The following is a 22,008-nucleotide window of genomic DNA, read 5'->3' on the forward strand; positions in this document are numbered from 1 at the left end:
ATGCTATTACAGCATGTACTTCCCTATTCTCCTTCTATTGGCTGAATTCTAGGTTTTATTTGTTTCCTATCCGCTTCTTATTTTGCTACGAAGAATACAAACAACTCATAAAGCAAGAATCATCTTAAGGAGGATTATCAAACATGCCAGCCTTAAAAAAAATAGAGCAATCACTCGATCACTTATTTCAAATTGAAAAATACGGAAAAGATAGCGCCTTTAGTCGATTTATCCCAGCCGTATATGATCCTATCAAATTTCCTTGGCAACAATTTTTCGAAGCAAATTTTGTAGATTTATTTAACGGCCTTATGATGCACGGATCTGAAAATGTAAACAAAGTATTTTTAGCTGTATTCCCTACAGATGACGTTCTTGAAACATTCATTTCACAATCCACACCCGGTGATTTACTCTTTATGCACCATCCCCTTGTAATGGAGTGCGGTGATCCAATTGGAAGATCAGGCCGCGGTTTCATACCAATTCCTGAAAAATATTTGCAAGGAATAAAGGAAAAACAACTTTCTATATATACATGTCACGTACCAATGGATTTTCATCAAACACATGGAACGAGTATTTCAATTGCAAAAGCATTAAATGCTACTGTAGTGGACAACTTTGCATATGGAGGTCCAGAACAAGAACCAGTTGGCCTTATTTGTGAAATAGATGAAACATCAACAGAAGCACTCCAAAAACATCTAAAACAACTCTTCCAGATTCCTTACACAGACTTCGAAGGTAAACGACATGATTCCATCAAAAAAATCGCAATTATCGCTGGATGTGGCGATGTTGTATCTTTAATGAAGGAAGCAGAAGAAAAAGGTGCTGAAGCATATATTACAGGAGAAATCCATTGCCATATCGACAATGATTACGGCCGACATAAATACTCGCTCATTATGGATTATGTAAAAGAAACGAATATGTCTCTAATTGGCGTGTCACACTCTGCCTCTGAATATTTAGTAAAAGAGACATTGATGTATGATTGGTTTAAAGAGAATTTTGATGTGGATGTTATTTTGCTTCCGCAGGAGAAATGGTGGCTCTAACACTACTTAATTCTCCTCCCGCTATCTTTTGAAATCTAGACACAAAATACGATCTGCCACACAAAATTATAGAATTCATAATATATATATAGTAGTTCTATTTTAAAAACTAGATTTTGAAAATATAGAAAGGAGAACATATATGTACCCACGTAATTATTTTAGTTGCGACGGCAGGCGCAACAGCGGTTCTAACGGAAACACTGGGCCCACGGGGAACACCGGACCCACGGGGAACACCGGACCCACGGGGAACACCGGACCTACGGGGAATGCTGGACCTTCCGGAGCGGGTTTCCAAAGTACTACCACCTTCAGTCTAGCAGCGGCTCCCAACTATAAAAAAGGACAAGTTGTCACTTATACGGGCAGCGGCTATGTTGTAAAAAAAGATGCACCTCAAGGGTTTCCTAATATATCTCCAGATTATATCGTATTAGTAGAAAGTGGACCTACCGGTAGTACCGGACCTTCCGGCATCACTGGCCCTACGGGGAACACCGGACCTACTGGCATTACTGGGCCTACGGGGAACACTGGGCCTACCGGCATTACTGGGCCTACAGGGAACACCGGACCTACGGGGAACACCGGACCTACGGGGAACACCGGACCTACGGGGAACACTGGGCCTACGGGATCTGCCGATAGTGCTTCAGCAAAAAGTATTGTTTTTCAAGGAACAAATGCTGGTTTTCAACGTATAGCGGGTTCTCCTGGAATTGACTCCAATGTTATTCCATATGTCACTGCTGGAGCCGGTAGTATTGTCGGCTTTTCTGCGTCTATAAATATAAATAATTTACCTGCTGCTATTTATACGATTAATATTTGCAGAAATGTCCCAACAAATCTCACAACCCCTTCTTCTAGCTACATCCTATCTACTATTACCTTAACTACTACTGACAAAATTACCGGAACTATGGTATTTTCCATTAAACCAACGGATAGCGGAGCAGGACAAATTCAAGTATTTAATCCTTCTCCGGCAGTAGGTCCCGCTAATGTAACTTGGACTAGCATTACAACTGGAAACCCAGTTGCAAGAGGAGATGCTATATCCCTTTATATTACCCCTGGAATTACTGCAAGTGCTGTATATTCTATTTTTCTAATTACTAACATATAGCAATTCATTTCATAAAAAAAGACCCGAGATTCGGGTCAACAAATAGAAATATAAATGAACTACAACAAATAACAGACAAAGCCATTATATATTTTTCGTAGTAAAACATCCATTAATTTCTTTTTACACTATCAATATATTATTTTTCGTTATCGTCCTCTTTTTTAGAACGTCTACCTAAGAAGAATACAAGAACTAATAATATAATTAACAGTAGTACTCCGCCGATAATGTAATATAATGTGTAGTCTTTTTTCGCTTCTACCGCTGTATCATTTAACTTATCAGCTGTCTTTCCTTCAATTGTAAATTTCTTCGTCCATTCCCATTTTTGATCGCCATCAGTGGCTTTCACTTCTACTCGGTACGTTCCTGGATCAAATGCTTTGTTTTCCCAGCTAATAGCATAATCAAAGTTTGAGTTTGGCGCCATTCTTAAATTTTCTTTTTTCGCTTCAAATAAAACGTCTCTACCTTTTTCTTTATATACTTTTGCATCAACACTTAAATTTTTTAACATTGCTGGCTTTACGTTTTGTAAATTTGCAGTAACAACGTTACGCCCGTTAATTTGTGTTGGCTTTACTTCGTTTAATTTCATGTCTGGTTTTACTTCAGCATCCGTCTCTTTTAAAACAACACCAATTGCGTATGCATATTTATTTTCAATTTGCACACCTTCATCTTTTTTCTTTGCATTCTCATCTTCTTTTTCTTTAAAGTATAAACCACCTAAAATAACACCATCAAACGACTCACTTGGCATTTCTAGGTTTATATCAACTGTCACTATGCTGTTAGCTGGGACTTTCGTTTCTTTTGGCATTTTAGCAATTTTAGAAAACGGATATTTCAAAGTAGAATCCGTTTTTGGTTCTACTGTACTATAATCTGTAATACCATTGCTATTCGTAATTGCTGTATTAGCAAACGATTCTACCACAACTTCTTTATTCGTATCATTTTTCATTTGGACTTGAATTGTTTGCTTTTGTCCAGGTTGCATTTTCAAATCAAAATACGTTTGATTTTTATCAATTTGATTTTCTGGTATAACTGCTGTCACAGCGAATTTCATTTCAGCTGCATATACTGAAAAAGCGTTTACCATGAAGAATGTAATTAATAGTAAGCTAGTAAATAGTTTTTTTACCATCTCTTATGTAATCCCCTTCATATCCATTTTATAGACAAGAAAGAGACAAGGTTAAAGCCATTCCCTTATCTCTTCTCATTTTCCTCTTTTATCTTAAAATTCCTCTTACTTACATAGGAGCGTCTGTTAGTTCCCAAGTTAGTGAAGTTGTGTATTGTGTTTGTTCTTTTTTCGTTTTACCTGGTACAGATAACTCTACGCTTTGTTTCGCTTCTGTTGCATCTTTACCAAACGTATTTACCCATGTACCTATACCTTGGTTTTCTTTTGCATCGATTAAATCAGATGCTGCACCACTTGGATTTAATGTGATAGATTGTTCTGCTGTTGGTGCGTCGCTACCTGCATTTGATTTCAAAGCTGAATTTTTTAATGTTAATGCCGCACCATCCAACGCTTTATCATCTGCAGTTTTGAATTGACCATTTTGTTTTACTGTTAAATGCCATCCAGCATTTGTACCACGATTATCTGTTACTTGAACGTAGTTCGGCACGTCAATTACAGAACCGTCTACTTTTTTCTTTACTTTATCTAATTCTGCAAAGTAGATTTCGTTATTCCCTGATGCTTTTTGTGTTTTAAAGTTGAAGTTAGATACATAATCAATACTTAGTGGACCATCTGTACCTTTTTTATCTGGATCAACTGGATCTACAGTTTCATCTGGATTCTCTGGATTAACAACATCAATTTTATCTGTATTTTTCTCGAATTTAATGAATGCTTTTGAGTCTAATTTCCCGCCATCTTTCTCAGCTGCAAATGCAGACGTTCCTACTGATACTGATGATAATGTTACCGCTCCAATTAATGCTATTTTTGCTAGTTTCATAGTTTTATACCCCTTTATGATCATTTTTAAAATTCAGTCATTCTTAATTTTCAATCTTGTATAAGCTTAGTTTGGTGTATCTTCTAAAGTCCAAGTTAACTCAGCTGAATATTTCGCACCTTTTTCTTTCGCTGTCGTACCTGGTACGAATAAGCTCACACTCTGTTTACCTTGTTCTGTTCCTTTACCGAATGCAGTCGTCCAATCACCCATACCTTTATTCTTTGCGGCAGTAGTAATTTCCACCGCATCTCCACCTGGAGCTAGCGTTACTTTATTTTTAAATGTTGTAGGTGCATATTGTGCATCAGTTACAGAATTTACAGCTGGGTTACTTAAGCTTAAAGCTGCATTTGTTAACTCACTATTACCACTTTTAAATTGTGCATTTTGCTTTACTTTCAATTTCCATCCTGCATTTGTACCACGGTTATCTGTTACAGATACGAAGTTAGGTACTTCAACTGTTTTGCTCCCTTGTTTCACTTTATCCAATTTTGCAAAGTATGTTTGATCATTACCAGAGATAACTTGCTCGCCGAAGTGTAAGTTAGAAACGTAGTTAATACTTAATGGACCTTTTGTTCCTTTTTCATGGTCACCAGGGTTCTCTGGTGTAACTTTTTCATTTGGATTTTCTGGATTGTTTGGATCTGTTGTGCTTGTATCTTCAATAAACGTTACATCGGTTTTTGATTTCATATTTGCTTTCTCTTCCGCAAATGCTGAAGTTCCTACTGCTGCAACTGATGTTAATGATACTGCACCAATTAATGCTAATTTTGCTAGTTTCATATGTACCTTCCCCTTTTCTCTGTTTTCATCTATTTTTTATTTTGAATACACTTGCTTTCCCCTAATTCTTTTGAATACATATAGAGATAAAACAATCGAAAACAATCCTATATATTGTTTGAAGTCCCGTGTCTGGCCTCCTGTTTTCGGTAAATATTTATCTCCATTTTTATTTTTATCAACTGTCTCTTTTTTTGTATTTATCTTTGTCGGATCAGTTGATGTATTTGGTGTATAGCTATTCGAAAATGTAATACCCGCTTTTGAATTCGTACTTGTAGCCGTTACTACATTTGCCATAAGACACGGCACACATATAACTGTGGAAACGATAATACCAACTATTTTTTTCATTACTCTCTCCTTTCTAAAATTTATATATTTCATATATTTTTAGAGAGGAGCATCGGTTAATGTCCATTCTAGCTGTCCAGCATATTTAGTATTTGCTTTGACATTCGGCCCTGGTTTTACTTGTAAATGAATTCCTTCGTTTTCCTTCCAATTTAGTGAAACCTCCTCGTCGTTTTTAGAAATATACGAGAATGCTTCTATACTAGAAGTACTTAAAGGTGTATCCTTTCCATTTCGTTTGTAAATCAATGCTCCTGTCAATGTGTCATTTTGCGCTGAAGTTAATGGTGTGATTTCCTTTACATATACACTCCATTTTTGCTTTTTAACACGATCATCGGTTACCTTTAAAGGATTTGAAATCGTCTTCGGTGCGTATGTCGTTGTTTTCGATGGAATTGTTAAATCTCCAAATGTAATTTCTTTTGGTACGTCTACTAACTTTAAAGTCCCATCAACGACAGTAACCGGCACTTGAATCTCCGCTTGTACACCTTGCTTCGTTTCAATTACAACCGTTACAGTATGATTCCCTATTGTTTTGGTATCTGGAATATTGATTAACTTCACTACTGATATTGGTTTATCTACATCCAAATTCGTATCTACAGATAAATCTGTCACAAATTTAGAAATATCCATTTTTGTTAAATCTGTTCCTTGCACTACTTTTTGTGGGACTGGTTTCCCAGTTGGAATACCTTTATACCTTATTTTTGCGATTCCATCTCGATTACTATCTTGTCCATTCTTATCGCCATCTAAATAATTTTTAGCTGACACCGGTATTTCAAGATAACCATCTTTGTAATATTTCATTACATTAGCACCTTTTACAGGAGAACCTGTAATTGTCATTTCATAAATTTTCCCGTTGAATTCTTCTGTTTTTAGCGCATTTACTTTCGCAACCGCAGTGATTTTATTGTTTGTCCTGCTAATATCAAAGAAGCTACTTACATCATCTCCACTCTCCACATCTTGAATGGAAACATCATTCACAGTAAAATCCTTATTCACTTCACTTTCTAATACAAAAGATTTCGCATAGTGAATCTCTTTCGATTGAGCAGGCATATTTTGATATACCTTATAAGAAAGTTGACGGGAATTATCTTCCACAATATCTCCTATTACACTTGGAGCTGGAATTTCAATTTGTGCAATCGCTAATTGGTCGTATGATACATTAACACCTGAAGCATTTAATCTAACTTCTAGCGGTAATTCTGTTAAATTATCAAATGTAATTGTCATATCTGCTTCTGGAGTAGCTACTGGACCTGCTGTTCCAGAAAACTCGATTTTATTATTCCCTTTGTCTTGATACCTAATTGAACTCGTATCATACACGTATAAATTCGTTAAATGACTACCATCATTACGTAACTTTACATTTTTATAACTATTTATCCTTTTGAAATTCCACATTGCCGTTAATGGTACTTTTTTACTTGTTCCGTGTTCATAAAATTCAAAGGAAGCATTATAAGTTTGTCCTGACCTTCCGTTCCCATATAATTGTAAAAAGTTTTTTGCATCACCTTTAGTTATTGGTGTTTTAACATCTACAGATGAAGCTGTCATAGAGTGAATATTAATACGGACATCAATCCATTTCCCTTGATATTCACCAGCTTTTTTTACTAATACGTACTGTTCTCTATTTGAATTTCTAAATGTATATTGACTTTGACCAGTTCTGTCATTGCTACTACCCTTTACCTCATATGTTACTTGTGGGCTCCAAACAAATCTAAAAGCATATTTACCCGAGATAGAAGGCCCTTCACCTGTTCTATTATTTATTACCTTTACATTTGGATATTTAAGAATACTTGTAACAGGACTAGCAGTTAGTAGAGATTGGCTCTTTAATACCTTCTCAGCTTGAATAGCAGGTAATTCCTGATTATTTTCGTTTATCCTATTGCTCTCTTTTAATTCATTTTCCTTTGGTACGAGTTCTTCATTAACCTTTTCTTTCGCTAAAGTCTTCGTTTCTTTTGGAACTTCAGCATTAGTAGAATTTATTTCTTGTTTTTTATTTTCTTCCGATACTTTCACTTTTTCACTTATTTCTTTTTTCATAACTTCCTCTGAAGCCTTTGGATTTTCATCAGAAATGGCTACATTTAAAGCCTCTTTTTTCTCTACAACATGTAGAGAAGGAGATTCAATTTTCTTTTCATTCCCTTCAAACTTCACTATCGGTTCAAATTTGTACTCTCCAGCTTTTTTCATTTGAATGACTACATATACGTCACCGATAAAATTACTTTGTTCATTCTTTTCAATTTTTACAATGTGATCTTCTGTTACTGAAATGTTTTGAATCGCTTTATTGTTTTCGTTCATTTTTTTCGTTTCTGCTTCATTGAACAGCTGTTCATTAGATAATTTCAGCTCGATATTAGCATCTTGTTTATTTGTATTTGTAATCTTTAATACTATATTTTCATCAACTTTTATTTCTTGTTTATCCATATGAACGATAAAACGTCCTTGCTCGTCGTTTGTAACCGCATAAACTTTCGTTGCAGAGTAATCTAGCACACCAACTTGCGTAAATAATATTCCTCCAGCGAGAAGTATACGCCCAAATTTACCTATTTGATTTTGCAATGTACTTCCCTCCCTCACTTCTTATGAACAGAATATTTCGAACATTAAATTTATTATTCAGCTAAATTTACAATCATAATGTGTATTCCTAGAAAATAAAAAGCCTGGTTGCCTTTTCGATTTTCATACATCACAACATGTGTGAAAATCCAAACTGCAACCAGACTATCATAGTAATTTTCATTACCTTAGACTCTTAGCTTTGCGACCTATCCTTTCGAACAGTGTGCCCATTTATTTTTTCTTTTTGAGACAATAAAAAATCCGGTTGCCTCTTCGATTTTCATACATACAACTATGTGTAAAAATCCAAACTGCAACCAGACTATCATAGTAATTTTCATTACCTTAGACTCTTAGCTTTGCGACCTATCCTTTCGAATAGTGTGCCCATTTATTTTTTCTTTTTGAGACAATAAAAAATCCGGTTGCCTCTTCGATTTTCATACATACAACTATGTGTGAAAATCCAAACTGCAACCAGACTATCATAGTAATTTTCATTACTTTAGACTCTTAGCTTTGCGACCTATCCTTTCGAATAGTGTGCCAAAAATAAGTATTTATTTATCGTGTTTTGAATATACCATTAAAACCCAAAAAAGAAAATAGTTTTTTTAGAAAAAAACAATTAATTTTTATAGTCTAAATTTTACACCGAAAAATCCATAATAAAAACTAAAAAAAACATTTTGATCTTAGAAATACATCATACATTTCTTTATCGATAAAATGAAATTTTTACTATCCACAAATAGCAAGATAAAATAGAAAAACATCACTTATTTGGAAGTGATGTTTTTTCTATTTAATGCAGTGGTAACATAACCTCAACCGTCGTTCCAACCCCAACTTCACTTTCAAAATTCATTTTACCGTTGTGGTCTTTAATAATTTTTTCTGTAACTACTAAACCTAGACCAGTTCCTGTTTCTTTCGTTGTATAAAAGGCTTCATTTAACTTTGGAATTTTATCTTTCGGAATGCCGCATCCCTCATCTTTCACTTGAATGATGATTCCATCTTTTACAGTAACTTTAATCGTAATTGTTCCGCCAACTGACATTGCTTCAATTGCATTTTTAATTAAATTAAAAAAGACCTGTTTTAATCGTTTTTCATCACATGTAATTGATGGTAAGTCTTTACTGTAAATACCTTGTATGTAGACTCCTTGTTTTAAAGCAGGCTTTTCCATAACTCGAATAACATAAGAGATAATTTCTTGTATGTTATGAGTTTCTGATTCTAGTGATTTAGATTTCTCAAATCCACTAAGTTCTGTAGCAATTATATGAATCCGATCTACTTCTTGTTTCATAATATCACTATAAATTTTATCCTCTGGATGCTTGTCTGCTTGTTTATTCACAAGTTTTTTTAAGTTTGCTAAAGGTCTTCTAATCTTATAACCAATAACCGTCGCCATTTTTCCAACAGCTGCTAGTTTTTCTGTCTGTTTTATTTCTTTGTCCATCATCTCAAGCGTACGAACGTAAGACTGAACCCTCAAAAATATAATCCAACATATGATAGTAAATACACTATATAATGCCATTGGGATTAAAACGAGAGAAGATTGAATAATGATTCCTGTAAGAGCGTACTTCCCGACAAGTATCGCTGGAACTAACCAGAAATATCTTTTGTTCACAAAGATTGGTGCGAACAAAATAAAAAATACTTCTACTATATTTCCACCGTCAAATTCCGCATCGCTACCATAATAAATCATAATGTTATGGATACAATCTAATACATTATAGCCAATTAGAATAATATACTTTACCACAAAAACATTCTTCCATTTCATAAAGTATATTCCAATGCAAAACAATACTACCGTCAAAAAGTAAAGCCATAAACCTAAACCATCTTCAAACTTTCCTACGCCTTCTTGCTCTCCCGCGATTAAAGGTACGATAAATTCATAGGCAAGATCATACACAAAAAATATAATAAAAAATAAACTTAAAAATACTTTCAACGCCTTTATTTCTTCATTTTTAAATATATAGCCTTTATTCATATGGTAACTCCTAGCTTTTCTTCCACTTGGATTTCAGTATTTCCACACTCCCTTGGGAGAATGATGTCTATTCTCGTTCCAGTATCTCTTTCACTTGAAATATGCAGCTCACCAAGGTGCTCGGCGACAATTCGATTCGCTACCGTAAGTCCCAGACCAATTTTATCTTGTTTCGTTGTATAAAAGGCCTCTGTAACACGGGTTAAGTTTTCTTGCTTAATACCATAACCATTATCGATTACGCTGATTATTACATATTCTTTCCCTTTATTCTCTAATTGCAAATGTAATATGCCACCTTGTTCCATTGCCTCTAAAGCATTTTTTATCGTATATAAAAAGACTCCTCTTATTTTTCGTTCATCACATTCAACTTCTATTGTTTTTTCTTCCACATTAGAAATAAACTGTACGTTTAATTCATTCATTTTTTCGCGAAGACTTGTTATTACTTGTAATACAATTTTTCCTACATCATGTTTCTTATAAATAGAAGGTTTGCATGTAGCAACTTCCATTAACTCACTTATCATATTATTCATATTTTCTATTTCAAAAATCATACGTTTATAAATAGGATCCTCTTCATGCTTCTCTCGTTGTAATTGCGTAAATCCTTTTAATGAAGCGAGTGGATTTTTAATTTCATGTCCAACCGTCGCTGCCATTTTTCCGATTACTGCTAATTTCTGTGATTCGCTAGCAATCGCAATACTTTCCTTTACGGCTGAAAGATATTGTAAAAATCGATTTAAAATGATATATGCAGCTATTAACATAAGCGTACACATAATAAGGAACATAAATGCTTTTACTTCCTCTAATACAAATAAATAAATTAAATATTTTCCTACAATAGAGGAAAGTAAAAACACATAGAATTTTTTATTTAAAAATATAGGTACAAAGAAAATGAGAATAATTTCTATTATATTTGTCGCATCAAACGCCGCTTTATTATAAAAAACATATGCAAATATATTAGCGATTTCTATCGCTATGTATGCAAATATCCATGCATATTTAACAAGGTTTGCCTTCTCTTTTTTCATTAAATATATATTCACGCACAGTATTGCTACTCCGCAAATAACTTGCCATATTATGTTGTATCCCTTATCCATTATTGATTTCTCTTCTAATACGATTGCATAGAAAATTTGATATACAATAACAATGACATATAACACCCATAAAAGGATTTTTGCATTCTTTTCTTCTTCTTTATATGATAGAAAACTTTCTTTCACTTCAACACCCCTTCAAAATAATATCTCGAAGAATACCATTTATTATAATAAATGATTTTCATAGACAAACAAAGATAAATCGAACATTTGAGGAAAATCGTACCAAAAACGCAATATATTTAGACTATATACAGAGCATAAAATCTATGATCATTAATACGTATATTATGGAGGATGTTTTATATAGACGGCCTAAAAAGTAAAACAAAGCTTTTAGAATGGAGCCTATTGATAGAACAGGGGGAAATTTATGTTTATTACTGTCGAGAAAGATGTGCATATTTTTGTGCAAGACGTTAATCCTGGTCCAGGTAGTAAGACTGTTTTCTTCGTTCACGGATGGCCTTTAAATCATCAAATGTATCAATATCAACTCAATGTTTTACCAGAGCATGGCTTTCGCTGTATCGCCATGGATATACGAGGGAATGGACAATCTGATAAGCCATGGACTGGTTACACGTATGATCGATTAGCCGATGATATCGCAATTGTTCTAGAAGCACTCCAAGTAGAGAACGCTACGTTAGTCGGTTTCTCAGTTGGTGGTGCTCTTTCTATTCGATATATGTCTCGCTATAATGGGCGCCGCATTTCTAAGCTCGCATTAATTGACGCTGTCTCTCCCTCTTTCGTTAAAAATCAAGAGTCCCCTTACGGTGTACCGAAAGAACAAGCAGATGCTCTCATTAATCAAATGTATGCTAATTTACCAAAATTTTTAAATGATGTATCTTTATCCTTTTTCAATAGAAACTTAGGAGCTGCAACCCTTGAATGGTTTTCTTATCTCGGTATGCAGTCCGCTTCTTATGCCCTTATCAAAATTTTACAAGCAGCTGCAAATGAAGATGTAACGAAAGATTTAAATAAAATTAACGTCCCAACAAAAATCTTCCACGGCGTTCACGACCAACTAATTCCTTACAAAAGTGCTGAGCTTACGCAACAACGAATTAAAAATTCTCAGTTACATGCTCTTACAAATAGTGGTCATGGTTCACCAATCGATCAAGCGGATGAATTAAATAAAGAACTGATAAAATTTTTACAAACATAACAACTGCAATATAAGAATGAACGTTAACATAATCGTTTTTTATAAAACATAAAATTCACACATTTCTCACAAATACACAAATAAAACGATTATATTTTCATATATACTAAATGTACAAGTAATACTCCCTAAACCCAGCTTGTCTGGTTACCCCGTTAAATACTATGAAAAAAGAACTTGTATCGTTATACAAGTTCTTTTTGTTTCTTTTATTTAAAGAGGATATCTTTACTATATTGATTTCCAACGAGTAAATCATATTGAAGCATTTTATATTGCTCTAACATTTCTTTTTGTTTCTTTGTTAAATCATTGATTACTTCTCCATTTTTATCAACTTTTAATTCATCTCTAAGCACTGGTATTTCCTTGTAAAGTTCCGATAAAAATTGATAAAATAAGGATTTATTTAATCCTGCATAATCAAAAATAAGATTAGAAAAATGAATTGGGCTTACTAAACCTAAATTATCATTTGGCATATCAAAGTTTGCATACATTAATAACGGAGTTTGCGCCATCGCTAAACGTTCGCTCGGTGTTTTTTCATTCGTTATATACCCATTTTCTTTATAAAAAGATTTATTTGTTCCTAATGATGGAAGATGATCTCCAAAGAATACTAATAATGTAGGTCTATCTAAATTATCTAGTTGCTCTATTAAATATTGAAAGGCCTCATCTGAACGTCTTAATCCTTCTGTATACGTCTCTAATTCTCCCTTTGATTCTTCATTTTCTAGACCGCTAATTTCTATTAGGTTTTCACCAAATCGGCCTTCTGTAAATGGAAAATGATTTTGCATCGTAACTGCATGAATAAATGTTGGCTGTTTTTGTTCCTCTAACTCAGCAATTATCTCTTTACTCATCGCTAAATCACTAATATAATCTCCATCAATATCCACATTTTCCATCGTGTCCTCTGCATTAAACTTATCAAATCCTAACACCTTATATACATCGTCACGTTTAAAGAATGTGCGACCAAATGAATGAATTGCACTTGTATAATAACCTTCTTTTTTCAACGCCGTAGGGATTGATGGAATTTCTTTCTTATTTGTAATAACCTGCTGATATGGTATAGAACCTGGCTTTAACAAACTCATTGAATAACTTGTTAATGCCTCAAATTCAACGTTCGCCGTATTTCCCCCAAATGTAGGAGAAATAGTTTGTCCACCAGGAAAGTTTTCTATATAATGATGTAAATTTGGTACAGGATCTTCACTAAAAGAAAGGTTAGTTACTTTCGTCGGATCCCAAAACGATTCACTCATTACAAAAATAATATTCGGTTTCTCTTTTTTCTTTTGGCTCCCTATATTTCCACTATATTGTTTTTTTATATCGTTTGCTATTTGAAGCATATTTTCTTTAGAATAATTTTTTGGTTTTTCCATAACTGTTGTATCTAAATTGCTAATAAACCCAAGTACAAAACCATTTGAAGCATAGTTCTCATTTTGATTCCACAAAACAAAATCTACACCTGATTTTTGAAATACTTTATTCATAAATGTATTCGCAAAATTACCATACGCATATAGAACAAAAATAGATCCTACTACTAATAAGGCTCTTATTCCTAGATGAATCTTTACATTTTGAATATACCTTCTCATATATATCCCTGCTACAATACAAGCTACGATACTTACGATAATGATAAAAATATAACTCCAACTAAAATAGTCCATCACCATCGGTATAACAGATTGCATATGCGTAATTTGTGTGAAATCAGAAGGATATAGCGGATCGCCTCTGAAAATAAGCTTTAAATAATTCACAATACCTAAAATGACTAACGTACAGCTCGTTAAAACCATACTTAGAAAAACCTTACCTATTAAATTATATACAAGAATATATATTGCATAAATTACTACAAAACTTAATATAAACTGCATATTATAAAAGTAAATCCAATTCATTGCCTCTATGAAAATCATATTAACTTGCATGACAATATAAAATAACGCCACTGTATGAGCTAGTAAAAGTAATATAAAATGCACTCGCAGGGATGCTCTAAGTATAGACATCTCTTTTTTATTGAAATGCGTAATATAAAACGTTATGCCCCATATGAAAATCATCATAACACTTAAAACAAACTTTTGATTTAAATGATCTTTCATCATGTCTAAATTAAAAACCTTTAAAATCATAAACAGCATAGTTATTACAAATAAAGTCACCATACTACTTATAATGCTAGAAATTAATATATTTCTTTTTGGAAGATGAAAAAGTGTAGAACCATACTTCAATTCATTCCCTCGTTTCTATGTCTTAATTTCCCCCGCATCGAAAGAACTATTTCTATTAAAATAACATATATTACATATTTCGTCTGCATACTTGCTTCTATCATAAATGTTTTGTCTTAATATTCCCTTAATCAACCGTTAAATTATGGCATACAAATTACTCATTCTTGAAAAACTTAATTTCAGCATTCCACTTTATGATATAATAACTATGTTTTGGAAATCCTTAATACTATTAAAGATTTCACATAAAAATACGAAAGAATTAATAAAAAAGGAGTTGCTCATTTTTGCTTACTAAGTTTAAGAGTTTGCCTAAAGCGGTATATGCAATTTTGGCGCTTTCTTTCCTGTTGCACGTTTTTTGTTTAGTAAAACAGCCAGGATTAGATGGAGAGTTAGTCAAAGTAACATATGGTGCAAATGATGCCTTTAACTATTCGTTAACAGCTGAACAACTATTAAAACATGGTGTATTTGGTTATGTGTATTTAGAACCTAGTGAAGTTCCAGGGAAAAATGCATATATTACACCAGGTCAGCCATTACTATTAGCTGGCGCTATGATTATTTCTGATATTACATCAATTCCTTACTATTACGTAGCAACTGTTATTAACATGATCATGAACCTTTGCACAGTGCTATTAGTATTCTTAATAGGAAAAGAATTGTTCGAAAAAAACATTTATGGAATTGTTGCAAGTATTTTATATGCTATTTATCCAAGTAACTATACATACTTCCGTACATTGCTAACAGAAGTTCCATCCATATTCTTATTGGCGTTATGTGTATATGTATTTGTTCTCGCATGGAAATACAATAAAGTGAAATTCCATATATGGTTTGGAATTGTCGTTTCAATTTTACTTATGTTCCGTCCAAATCCAGCTCCAATGATGCTCATTCCTGTTCTTGTTGTGTTATTTACATATGGATTTAAAGAATCCATTCGAATCGGATTGTTATGGTTTATCGGACCTTTCTTTATTATTGGCGCATGGGTTGTTCGTAACTACTTAGCACTCAACCAATTTATTTTATTCTCAACCCAAGGTGCAGATCCACTAATTGCCGGTGCAGATCCATTTAATAAAATTGGATATGAAAATATAGTAAATGAAATGAGAGCTAAAGGCTTAGATGACAAAGGTGCATACGCAAAAGAATTAATTAAGAACGGATTTAAGACGGACTTCACTTATTGGTTCTCTTGGTTCACTGTCGGTAAAACAATTGAATTATTCAAAACAGCTCCTGCTGTAGACCAATATCGTATTCACAACTTTATGCAACTATGTCATAGAGTGTTTATCATCGGTACATTCTTGAGCAGCTTCTGCTTCATGCTAAATTCATTTAAACATAAACGCGTTATGATGCTAGTAGCAAGTTCAATTATTTACATTATCTTCTCAAACTTATTCTTAGCAATTAATCGCTATGGATTTTTCATTAATCCTCTTATGTGCTTAATTCTTGCATACGGATTAATTCACATTGTGCAGAAGCTTCCATTCTTCCGCACTAATCAAGCATAATAAGAAAGAGGTCGTCCACCGTTGGACGACCTCTTTCTTATTCCCCCACACTTTACACACGGCCAATTTGTCCATTCTGTAATCACACTTTAATTCCGTATGTATGTGTGTCTGTATTTGTCAAAATATCTTTCACAACACCACTCACTGTTTTACGTATAAATGCAAGTTTTTTACAACTATTACTATAACGAAAAGAGAAAATGATTAGCATGTGTATTATATAAAAGGAAGCAGCCATATTTTCCATACGATACATACGAGTACTATAATTACAAAATCAAAAAAATCTAATCTCGGACCTTTTTTCATATTCATATGTAGCCACATATGAAACCATTTTATTTTTGTATATTTATGGATGTTTTTCTTTGCAAATCGGTAAATAAGCATTTGCATGATTAAAAATCCGGCCACAAAAATAAATAATAAGATGAGAAATCCAATCACAAAATTCCTCCTATTTTTGTAGCGTTTTTTCTACTATCCGATTTTTCAAAACCCACTCTTCAAACTGGGCACTTCCAAATTCCCAGCTAAGATCGCGAGCATGTACAGAAAAAACGTAATGACCAGCATATCCGTCCATAAATCTTCCTAACTCTACATCGTCTTTCTGAATACCGTATACTCCAAAATTAAAATACACATCCCATACGTCTTCATTCTTCCTCTTATAAGCAATCGATTCCATATCACATTCTGTCCCGAAATAATCAAGATGTAAATGTACGCTATCATCGTATTCGTACTCCATTTTATCACCCCTTATATTTGTACTTCTTTATCACCCAAAAAATTCCTGCTATCTACACTCACATATGGGCAATTACCTACATATCATGCTTGTAGAGTGACTTCTAGGAGGTGTTATATAGTGAAAAAATTAATCGCGATTTTTTGCATCATGTTACTAGCTGTTTTTACTTTTGCTGCTTGTAGTAGTAAAAAAGAAGGTACGAAAGAACAAACTCAAAACATTCGCGTCGGCGAAGTTACCCATTCTCTCTTCTATGCCCCATTATATGTTGGGATTGAAAAAGGATTTTTTAAAGATGAAGGACTAAATATTGACCTACAAACAACAGCTGGTGGCGATAAAACGATGACCGCCCTATTATCTGGCGGAATTGATATTGCTCTCGTCGGTTCTGAAACGTCTATTTACGTTCATCAACAAGGAGCGAAAGACCCTGTCATTAATTTTGCACAGCTTACACAAACAGATGGGACATTTTTAGTTTCACGTAAAAAACTAGACTCTTTTAATTGGAATGACGTAAAAGGTGTTACATTTTTAGGACAGCGTAAAGGCGGCATGCCGCAAATGGTTGGAGAATACGTTTTAAAGAAAAATGGCATTGACCCTCATAAAGATACAAACTTAATTCAAAATATCGAGTTTGCTAATATTGCAAATGCCTTCGCATCTGGTACTGGAGAGTTTGTACAGCTCTTTGAACCGACTGCAAGTATACTTGAGAAAGAAGGTAAAGGTTATATCGTCGCTTCATTCGGAAATGAATCTGGTACTGTTCCTTATACAACGTTCATGGCAAAAGAAAGTTTCTTAAAGAAAGATAAAGCTGCAGCTGAAAAGTTCACACGTGCTCTCTATAAAGCACAGCAATGGGTTGATACACATAGTCCAGAAGAGATTGCTGATACTGTTTCCCCGCTATTTAAAGACACTTCAAAAGACATTACAGTAAAAGTAATTGAACGGTATAAAAAGCAACATTCTTATGCGACAAATCCACTATTAGATGCAGAAGAATGGAAACAGCTCCAAACTATTATGAAAGACGCTGGTGAATTACAAAAAGAAGTCCCACATGAAGCGCTCGTCAATACAAAAATTGCCGAAAGCGTTATTAAGAAATAGAGGCGAAGTGTATGAGTTTTTTGCAAATACGTAACGTTTCTCACTGTTTTTTTGCAAAAGAGAATGCCAAACTTATTCTCGAAGATATGAGCTTACAAGTGGAAGAAGGCGAATTTATTTCTATACTCGGTCCAAGTGGTTGTGGTAAAACAACGCTCCTCTCAATCATTGCTGGACTACTTGATCCAATTGACGGTATCGTCTTTTTAGATGGTGAACCGATTACAACGAAAACATCATCTATGGGATATATGTTGCAACAAGATTACTTATTCCCTTGGAAAACGATTGAAGAAAATATTATGCTTGGACTTCATATTCGAAAGATTTATGATGAGCAGATGAAAGAACATACTTTAAATCTTTTAAAACAAGTCGGTCTGCATGGTGTAGAAGAACAATATCCTCGTGAACTATCCGGCGGTATGCGTCAACGTGCCGCTCTCGTTCGAACATTAGCGACTGATCCGAAAATTTTATTACTAGATGAACCATTCTCCGCACTCGATTATCAAACGAAGTTAAAACTAGAAGAACTCGTTTTCAACTTACTAAATAAATATAAGAAAACATCACTACTTGTTACTCACGATATTGAAGAAGCGATTGCGATGAGTGATCGTATTTATTTACTGCAAGCGAATCCCGGAAAAATCGCAAAAACCTTTATCGTCCCGGAAAGTATCCGTTCTTTATCACCGTTAGAAGCACGCCATCACTACGATTTCCCAGCCCTCTTTCAAGATATATGGAAGGAGCTGGAACGACTTGGATAATATAAAACAACTACATGAACAATTTCGAAAGAACGAACGCAGACGCGCTTGGATTGCTCGCTCGCTACAACTTTTATTACTTATTCTTTTCTTTGCACTATGGGAAATAGCTAGCAAAAAAGAATGGATTGATCCTTTACTCTTTAGCTCTCCTTCGAGTATTTGGGATCTCTTCTTAACGAAATGGATCGACGGTTCACTTTGGGTCCACATATGGACGACATTACTGGAAACAGGAGTAGGCTTCATTCTCGGAACAGTACTTGGTGCTATTATTGCCACGTTCCTTTGGTGGATGCCACTTCTAGCCCGCGTACTTGATCCTTATCTCGTCGTCCTAAATGCAATGCCAAAAGTTGCACTCGGTCCAATCATCATCGTTATTTTCGGTCCAAACATTTCATCTTCTATCGCAATGGGAGTAATCATTTCCATCATCATTACCATTCTCGTTATTTACAGTGCATTTCAAGAAGTCGATTCTAACTATATAAAAGTGATGGACACATTTGGTGCAAATAAATGGCAATGTTATAAGCAAGTCGTTCTCCCTGCATCCTTTCCAGCAATTATCTCAACGTTAAAAGTAAACGTTGGTTTATCCTGGGTCGGTGTTATTTTCGGAGAACTTCTCGTTTCCAAACAAGGACTTGGCTACTTGATTAGCTACGGATTCCAAGTCTTTAACTTCACACTCGTCTTACTTAGCGTACTACTCACATGTGTTCTTGCAACTCTTATGTATGTATTTGTTGAGGCATTTGAAAAAATTCTAATTGGAAAAAGAAAAAGAAGCTGACTCAAAACAGTGCGCTATAGTCAGCTTCTTTCTTTTACCTTTTATCACACATTTTCGTTTCATTTGTAATGTTTCCATCCGCAACCGTAACTGTATGGAAACAGTCTTTCACACGTACTGTAACGACATTATCTTTTCGATCTATCACATGATAATCATTAAACTTTTCATTCAAAGCACTACGAATTTGCTCCCCTTCAAAAATCGGAAAACCGTGAGACATTACCCAAATGAGACCAGCAACAGCAAGAATCGTTTTCATACGTTTCATTACCTCCTCGAGAGTAAACTTATAGTCCCTACAACACGCGCATTATAATTGTGTCTAAATTGTGACATTTTTATACTAATTCTATTTTATACCGCCAGTTCCTTCTTCTTTTAAATAAAAATACAGAATTTTCAATTTTATCAACATAAAAAAACGCAAAGAATTAAAAATTCTTCACGCTTTACTTTAACGAAACTATATCGAACGCATAACTCACATTAGTCTCCACTTTGTTGTTCTATCGTTTTCGAAACATCATATAATCCTGACAGCACTTCCGCTCTCATTTTTACAAGCTCAGGGAACTGATAGAAGAAAGCAATTTTCTTATATTTTAACTCTGTTCCTTCTTTCATTTTTTTTGAATCTTGTAAAATGAACGCTGTAAATGTATCTGCGATATCTTCCGTTACATTTGTTGTTCCATACAACGATACAAACTCATCATGCTTTTCTTTATAAAATTTAATTTGTGCCTCTTCACTTTCTTCTACTTTCTTTTCTGTCCACTCTTGCTCAATTGGTTTCCAAAATTCATTATAAAATTGGTTAATATACGAAGTTTTTCTCGCACATCCATTTTTCAAGAACACCGTTTTACATTTATTTCGATATGATGAAATGTCTTTCTCTTCATCAAACGCCTCTAAATATTTCCTATCCACTGGTACTTGTTTATGCCCAATCGTTAATACGTGAGCCGTTTCATGAATTAATGTTTTCATCACTTCATCTATATTCACCCCAGAATCGAGCACGTCTAAACTAAGCAACCAATCTCTCGGGTCATCCATACTTGGCATGACATGAGCAACAACGCCATCATAACCATCCGTTATTAGATCAAACCCTGTTATATTCTCACGATATTTCACTGGAATGAGAGTGCGATACATGTCCCATAAAGTTTCATGATACTCTCTATCTTGCCGTTGGCTTAACAAATCATCTTTTGCTACTTCGTCATCTGCAAAAGCTTTATTCAACCTCTTACGATCCAATTTCTCAAAATAAGGATCTACAATTCCATCACCATCGATATAATAAGAAGCTAAAAAGAAATAATTGTCATCCTCTTCTTTTTTCTGTTCCGCCTCTTTCATATTCATACTTTCATACTCTCCTATGTCATAATCCTCTACTTTTTCAAGTTCTGAAAGTCCCTCTATCTTTTTATATACTTTTTGTAATGTTTTATCTCCTATTTGCGTGCACTCTTCTTCTGTTTTACAAATTTCTTTTTCTTTCGTAACCTCGATAGCACTATCGCATCCTGCAACTAAACTGCTTGCTATAATACAACACACTAACTTGCCATACAGTTTCTTCATACAATCCCCCATTATTCCATTCTACAAAATATCATAATCATTTTTTTACGAATATGCGATAATTAATTATAAAAACTGCAAGGGGGTTTCCCATGATTCGTGCAATCTTATTCGACTTAGATGGAACACTATTAGATCGGCGCCAATCTTTAGAACGATTTATTTGTGAGCAATATAATCGCTTTGCCTCACATTTGATGGGCATAGAAAAATCGGAGTATTGTTCTCGATTTCTTGAACTCGATAATAATGGCTATACGTGGAAGGATAAAGTATATGCTACTCTCCTTTCCGAATACAACATTACTACTTTAACGCAAGAGCAACTGCTACACGACTATATTACAAACTTCCAACATCATTGTATTCCTTTCAAAAACACGCATGAACTACTTCAACAGTTAAAACAGCGAAACATTAAAATTGGTATTATCACAAATGGTTTTACTGAATTTCAGATGAGCAACCTTCGAGCACTACATATACATACGTATACAAACACCATTCTCGTTTCAGAAGCTGAAGGAATTAAAAAACCTCACCCTGAAATTTTCGAACGTGCTTTGCAAAGACTAGATGTTAAGGCAGAAGAATGTCTTTATGTTGGAGATCATCCAGAAAACGATGTGCTTGGTTCTGAACAAGTAGGGATTCTTGGTGTTTGGAAAAAAGATTCGTTTTGGGGTGATTTTAAGCATTCACGTATCGTAGATGATTTGTTGGGGGTGCTTTCGTTTTTAGAGGTGGAGGTATCAACACAATAATAACAAATAAATTATATCAGCGATTTTCACAATATATCAATTCACCAACCAAAAGTAAC

Annotated in this window: 20 protein-coding genes, 1 pseudogene and 3 riboswitches; of the genes and pseudogenes, 8 read left to right on the forward strand and 13 right to left on the reverse strand. The window is 34.2% G+C overall.

Annotated features, from left to right (window positions below; all coding sequences use genetic code 11):
- Positions 1-143: 143 nt before the first annotated feature.
- Positions 144-1,064 carry a Nif3-like dinuclear metal center hexameric protein gene (locus OXT04_RS11885; RefSeq protein WP_072941217.1) on the forward strand — a complete coding sequence of 307 codons (921 nt, stop codon included), beginning with the start codon at positions 144-146 and terminating at the stop codon, positions 1,062-1,064.
- Between the two features lie 142 nt (positions 1,065-1,206).
- Positions 1,207-2,196 (forward strand): collagen-like domain-containing protein, encoded by a 990-nt coding sequence (locus tag OXT04_RS11890; protein WP_267414854.1) that lies wholly within the window; start codon positions 1,207-1,209, stop codon positions 2,194-2,196.
- 139 nt (positions 2,197-2,335) lie between these two features.
- Here OXT04_RS11890 and OXT04_RS11895 read toward each other — a convergent pair whose 3' ends face one another.
- The 7 genes from OXT04_RS11895 to OXT04_RS11925 all read right to left on the reverse strand — a co-directional run bounded on the left by OXT04_RS11895 (position 2,336) and on the right by OXT04_RS11925 (position 11,240).
- Positions 2,336-3,352, reverse strand: coding sequence for a WxLIP family cell surface protein (locus OXT04_RS11895; RefSeq protein ID WP_072941209.1), 1,017 nt, complete (start codon positions 3,350-3,352; stop codon positions 2,336-2,338).
- 109 nt (positions 3,353-3,461) lie between these two features.
- On the reverse strand, positions 3,462-4,187 hold the full coding sequence (locus OXT04_RS11900; protein ID WP_000761505.1) for a WxL domain-containing protein: 726 nt from the start codon (positions 4,185-4,187) through the stop codon (positions 3,462-3,464).
- Positions 4,188-4,253: 66 nt separating this feature from the next.
- Entirely contained in the window at positions 4,254-4,982 is a 729-nt protein-coding gene (locus OXT04_RS11905) for a WxL domain-containing protein (RefSeq protein ID WP_071713469.1), read from the reverse strand.
- Between the two features lie 36 nt (positions 4,983-5,018).
- Complete coding sequence (locus tag OXT04_RS11910) at positions 5,019-5,336, reverse strand: EF2685/EF0750 family sortase-dependent surface protein (RefSeq protein WP_267414864.1); 318 nt, start codon at positions 5,334-5,336, stop codon at positions 5,019-5,021.
- A 39-nt stretch (positions 5,337-5,375) separates the two neighbouring features.
- Positions 5,376-7,961: a WxL domain-containing protein gene (locus OXT04_RS11915; RefSeq protein ID WP_267414866.1), complete on the reverse strand. Its 2,586-nt coding sequence runs from the start codon at positions 7,959-7,961 to the stop codon at positions 5,376-5,378.
- A 152-nt stretch (positions 7,962-8,113) separates the two neighbouring features.
- Positions 8,114-8,202: riboswitch (cyclic di-GMP riboswitch) on the reverse strand.
- A 71-nt stretch (positions 8,203-8,273) separates the two neighbouring features.
- Positions 8,274-8,362, reverse strand: a riboswitch (cyclic di-GMP riboswitch).
- A gap of 71 nt (positions 8,363-8,433) precedes the next feature.
- Positions 8,434-8,522, reverse strand: a riboswitch (cyclic di-GMP riboswitch).
- A gap of 247 nt (positions 8,523-8,769) precedes the next feature.
- Positions 8,770-9,990 carry an ATP-binding protein gene (locus tag OXT04_RS11920; RefSeq protein ID WP_001032635.1) on the reverse strand — a complete coding sequence of 407 codons (1,221 nt, stop codon included), beginning with the start codon at positions 9,988-9,990 and terminating at the stop codon, positions 8,770-8,772.
- Entirely contained in the window at positions 9,987-11,240 is a 1,254-nt protein-coding gene (locus tag OXT04_RS11925; protein ID WP_016512215.1) for an ATP-binding protein, read from the reverse strand. The genes OXT04_RS11920 and OXT04_RS11925 overlap by 4 nt, the downstream gene beginning before the upstream one ends.
- A gap of 250 nt (positions 11,241-11,490) precedes the next feature.
- On the opposite strand from OXT04_RS11925, the gene OXT04_RS11930 reads away from it, so the two are divergent.
- The gene (locus tag OXT04_RS11930; RefSeq protein ID WP_000471062.1) at positions 11,491-12,300 is read left to right on the forward strand and encodes an alpha/beta fold hydrolase; all 810 of its coding nucleotides are present in this window, start codon (positions 11,491-11,493) and stop codon (positions 12,298-12,300) included.
- Between the two features lie 209 nt (positions 12,301-12,509).
- Here the strand turns inward: OXT04_RS11930 and OXT04_RS11935 are convergent, their stop codons facing one another.
- A complete protein-coding gene (locus tag OXT04_RS11935) occupies positions 12,510-14,579 on the reverse strand; it encodes an LTA synthase family protein (RefSeq protein ID WP_097821647.1) in 2,070 nt (689 codons plus the stop codon).
- Positions 14,580-14,869: 290 nt separating this feature from the next.
- Between OXT04_RS11935 and OXT04_RS11940 the strand changes: the two genes are divergently transcribed.
- Entirely contained in the window at positions 14,870-16,123 is a 1,254-nt protein-coding gene (locus tag OXT04_RS11940) for a glycosyltransferase family 39 protein (protein WP_000956220.1), read from the forward strand.
- Between the two features lie 82 nt (positions 16,124-16,205).
- Here the strand turns inward: OXT04_RS11940 and OXT04_RS11945 are convergent.
- The 3 genes and pseudogenes from OXT04_RS11945 to OXT04_RS11955 form a co-directional block, all read right to left on the reverse strand.
- Positions 16,206-16,277, reverse strand: a pseudogene (locus OXT04_RS11945) (DUF2196 domain-containing protein); the annotation flags it as partial.
- A 65-nt stretch (positions 16,278-16,342) separates the two neighbouring features.
- Complete coding sequence (locus tag OXT04_RS11950) at positions 16,343-16,573, reverse strand: hypothetical protein (RefSeq protein WP_000578986.1); 231 nt, start codon at positions 16,571-16,573, stop codon at positions 16,343-16,345.
- 10 nt (positions 16,574-16,583) lie between these two features.
- Positions 16,584-16,880, reverse strand: coding sequence for a DUF3986 family protein (locus OXT04_RS11955; RefSeq protein WP_267414886.1), 297 nt, complete (start codon positions 16,878-16,880; stop codon positions 16,584-16,586).
- Positions 16,881-17,000: 120 nt separating this feature from the next.
- Here OXT04_RS11955 and OXT04_RS11960 point away from each other — a divergent pair, with 120 nt between their 5' ends.
- Genes OXT04_RS11960 through OXT04_RS11970 form a run of 3 tightly spaced genes read left to right on the forward strand, consistent with a single transcriptional unit; the run spans position 17,001 to position 19,583 of the window.
- Positions 17,001-18,008, forward strand: coding sequence for an ABC transporter substrate-binding protein (locus tag OXT04_RS11960; protein WP_053563500.1), 1,008 nt, complete (start codon positions 17,001-17,003; stop codon positions 18,006-18,008).
- A gap of 11 nt (positions 18,009-18,019) precedes the next feature.
- A complete protein-coding gene (locus OXT04_RS11965) occupies positions 18,020-18,784 on the forward strand; it encodes an ABC transporter ATP-binding protein (protein WP_000009022.1) in 765 nt (254 codons plus the stop codon).
- Positions 18,777-19,583: an ABC transporter permease gene (locus tag OXT04_RS11970; protein WP_000368798.1), complete on the forward strand. Its 807-nt coding sequence runs from the start codon at positions 18,777-18,779 to the stop codon at positions 19,581-19,583. The genes OXT04_RS11965 and OXT04_RS11970 overlap by 8 nt, the downstream gene beginning before the upstream one ends.
- Positions 19,584-19,617: 34 nt before the next feature.
- Here the strand turns inward: OXT04_RS11970 and OXT04_RS11975 are convergent, their stop codons facing one another.
- Together OXT04_RS11975 and OXT04_RS11980 are read right to left on the reverse strand one after the other, a co-directional pair.
- The gene (locus OXT04_RS11975; RefSeq protein ID WP_000849112.1) at positions 19,618-19,845 is read right to left on the reverse strand and encodes a hypothetical protein; all 228 of its coding nucleotides are present in this window, start codon (positions 19,843-19,845) and stop codon (positions 19,618-19,620) included.
- 227 nt (positions 19,846-20,072) lie between these two features.
- Positions 20,073-21,185, reverse strand: coding sequence for a hypothetical protein (locus tag OXT04_RS11980; RefSeq protein WP_000737824.1), 1,113 nt, complete (start codon positions 21,183-21,185; stop codon positions 20,073-20,075).
- A gap of 92 nt (positions 21,186-21,277) precedes the next feature.
- Between OXT04_RS11980 and OXT04_RS11985 the strand changes: the two genes are divergently transcribed.
- Positions 21,278-21,949 (forward strand): HAD family hydrolase, encoded by a 672-nt coding sequence (locus OXT04_RS11985; RefSeq protein ID WP_000617266.1) that lies wholly within the window; start codon positions 21,278-21,280, stop codon positions 21,947-21,949.
- The last annotated feature ends 59 nt before the right edge of the window (positions 21,950-22,008 follow it).

Origin of the sequence: Bacillus sp. GC_Bacil_1 (genome assembly GCF_026540675.1) — a bacterium.
GTDB lineage: Bacteria > Bacillota > Bacilli > Bacillales > Bacillaceae_G > Bacillus_A > Bacillus_A cereus.

Coding starts and splice junctions, on each gene's coding strand:
- OXT04_RS11885 (WP_072941217.1), top strand. CDS start 144: ATGCCAGCCTTAAAAAAAATAGAGCAATCACTCGATCACTTATTTCAA.
- OXT04_RS11890 (WP_267414854.1), top strand. CDS start 1,207: ATGTACCCACGTAATTATTTTAGTTGCGACGGCAGGCGCAACAGCGGT.
- OXT04_RS11895 (WP_072941209.1), bottom strand. CDS start 3,352: ATGGTAAAAAAACTATTTACTAGCTTACTATTAATTACATTCTTCATG.
- OXT04_RS11900 (WP_000761505.1), bottom strand. CDS start 4,187: ATGAAACTAGCAAAAATAGCATTAATTGGAGCGGTAACATTATCATCA.
- OXT04_RS11905 (WP_071713469.1), bottom strand. CDS start 4,982: ATGAAACTAGCAAAATTAGCATTAATTGGTGCAGTATCATTAACATCA.
- OXT04_RS11910 (WP_267414864.1), bottom strand. CDS start 5,336: ATGAAAAAAATAGTTGGTATTATCGTTTCCACAGTTATATGTGTGCCG.
- OXT04_RS11920 (WP_001032635.1), bottom strand. CDS start 9,990: ATGAATAAAGGCTATATATTTAAAAATGAAGAAATAAAGGCGTTGAAA.
- OXT04_RS11930 (WP_000471062.1), top strand. CDS start 11,491: ATGTTTATTACTGTCGAGAAAGATGTGCATATTTTTGTGCAAGACGTT.
- OXT04_RS11955 (WP_267414886.1), bottom strand. CDS start 16,880: ATGGAGTACGAATACGATGATAGCGTACATTTACATCTTGATTATTTC.
- OXT04_RS11965 (WP_000009022.1), top strand. CDS start 18,020: ATGAGTTTTTTGCAAATACGTAACGTTTCTCACTGTTTTTTTGCAAAA.
- OXT04_RS11975 (WP_000849112.1), bottom strand. CDS start 19,845: ATGAAAACGATTCTTGCTGTTGCTGGTCTCATTTGGGTAATGTCTCAC.
- OXT04_RS11980 (WP_000737824.1), bottom strand. CDS start 21,185: ATGAAGAAACTGTATGGCAAGTTAGTGTGTTGTATTATAGCAAGCAGT.
- OXT04_RS11985 (WP_000617266.1), top strand. CDS start 21,278: ATGATTCGTGCAATCTTATTCGACTTAGATGGAACACTATTAGATCGG.